The 2076-nt window shown below is 59.1% G+C and carries 3 protein-coding genes; all 3 read right to left on the reverse strand.

The features are described 5' to 3' along the window. The coding region (hisIE, locus tag AC2VLY_RS10895; protein ID WP_486922265.1) for a bifunctional phosphoribosyl-AMP cyclohydrolase/phosphoribosyl-ATP diphosphatase HisIE at positions 1-609 on the reverse strand (609 nt) is incomplete at its 3' end. Positions 610-686: 77 nt separating this feature from the next. After that, positions 687-1448 (reverse strand): imidazole glycerol phosphate synthase subunit HisF, encoded by a 762-nt coding sequence (gene hisF, locus AC2VLY_RS10900; protein ID WP_486893221.1) that lies wholly within the window; start codon positions 1446-1448, stop codon positions 687-689. Positions 1449-1452: 4 nt separating this feature from the next. Then, the coding region (locus AC2VLY_RS10905) for a 1-(5-phosphoribosyl)-5-[(5-phosphoribosylamino)methylideneamino] imidazole-4-carboxamide isomerase (RefSeq protein ID WP_486893222.1) at positions 1453-2076 on the reverse strand (624 nt) is incomplete at its 5' end.

Raw genomic sequence — 2076 nt, forward strand, 5'->3', positions numbered from 1 at the left:
ATGCAAATCCTGTTCCTCCAGAGCCACCATCAGGTGAAACAGCAGGTCGGCTGCCTCGGCAATAATCGGTTTTTTCTCATGATTTTTGCAGGCCAGCACAAATTCGGTGGCTTCTTCGCCCACTTTTTTCAGGATCCGGTCCTGGCCGCCATGGAGCAGTTGCGCGACGTAGGACTGGCCGGGATCAGCCTGCCGACGTTGATGCAAGGTACTCTGCAGGCTGTCGAGAATGCTGCCTGGAGGCGGTGTTAGGTGCTGCCAGCCCTCGGCACCGGGTGCTCCCTGAAAAAAGCAGGTGGCTTCGCCGGTATGGCAGGCTGGCCCTTCCTGGATAACCCGCATCAGCAGCGTGTCGCCGTCACAATCCAGGCGCAGATCGACCAGATGCTGAAAATGGCCGGAGCTTTCGCCCTTGCGCCAGAGGGCTTGCCGGGAACGTGACCAGTAGGTGCCCATCCCGTCCTGCAAAGTGGCTGTTAAGGCTTCGGCATTCATCCAGGCGAGCATCAGGACCCTGCCGCTGCGGGCATCCTGGGCAATGGCCGGAACCAGGCCATCGGCATTCCAGCGTACGGCTGCCAGAAGAGCGTTGTACTGGTTATCACCCATTGCCGCTATAACCCCCCGAAGTATGTTTCGTTATTGATTACGCAATATGCCTGATGCTGGATGCACATCCGGCGTTTTCAGATGCTTTCCCGAATGGGAATACCCATTTTGACCATTTCGGCTTTGACTTCGGCAATGCGAAACTGCCCAAAATGAAAGACGCTGGCGGCCAGCACGGCGTCGGCATGACCCTGCACAATGCCTTCGGCAAAATGTTCAATGGCACCGACGCCACCTGAAGCGATGACCGGAACCGGAACCGCATCACTGACAGCGCGGGTCAGCTCCAGATCAAATCCCAGGCCGGTTCCGTCCCGATCCATACTGGTCAGCAGGATTTCTCCGGCGCCATAGTCCGCCATCTGCTGCGCCCAGGTGATGGCGTTGAGACCCGTGGAATGGCGGCCTCCATGGGTGAATACCTCCCAGTGGTCATCGACGCGTTTGGCATCAATAGCGACCACGATGCAGGAGTTGCCAAAACGCCGGGCCGCCGCACGCACCAGTTCTGGTTCCTTGACGGCCGCACTATTGATGCTGACTTTGTCCGCACCTGCCAGCAGCAGGGTGCGGATGTCTTCGACGCTGCGCACCCCGCCACCGACGGTCAGAGGGATGAATACCTGGGCAGCAACTGCCGAAACCACCTCTGCCAGGGTGCCCCTTTGTTCATAACTGGCCGAAATATCGAGAAAAGTCAGCTCGTCAGCGCCTTCGTCGTTGTAGCGTTTGGCCACTTCTACCGGGTCGCCGGCATCGCGCAGGGCGACGAACTGGACCCCTTTGACGACGCGGCCATGGTCAATATCCAGACAGGGTATGATGCGCCTGGAAAGCATGGCCCTAAGCCTCGGCCCGGGCGCGGGCACTGGCAAAGTCCAGTGTTCCTTCATAAATCGCCCGTCCAGTGATGGCACCCATTACTCCGTCGCCTTCGTGAGTTTTGAGCGCCAGGACCTGGTCGAGGTCGGCAATGCCTCCCGAGGCGATGACTGGAACCGGGACGGCTTGCGCCAGTGCTACCGTGGCGGGTATATTGGGTCCACTCAACATGCCGTCGCGGCTGATATCAGTGTAGATAATGGCTTCGATGCCATCGGCAGCAAAATGTTGGGCAAGATCCACGGGATCGTGGCGGGACAGCTTGGACCAGCCTTCGGTGGCTACCTTGCCATCCCGGGCGTCAATGCCGACCATGATGTGGCCGGGAAAGCTGACGGCTGCATCGCGGACGAAGCCCGGTGCCTTGACGGCCTGGGTGCCGATAATGACATAGCGCACCCCCGCCTGGATGTAGGTTTCAATTTGTTCCTCGCTGCGAATGCCACCGCCAACCTGAATTTCCAGGTCTGGAAAGCGTTCACAAATGGCCGCGATGGCTTTGGCATTGACCGGCTCACCCTGTACGGCTCCATCCAGATCAACAATATGCAGACGTTTTGCGCCACCATCTACCCAGCGCTGGGC

The sequence above is a fragment of the Acidithiobacillus sp. TH-A36 genome, assembly GCF_057473445.1.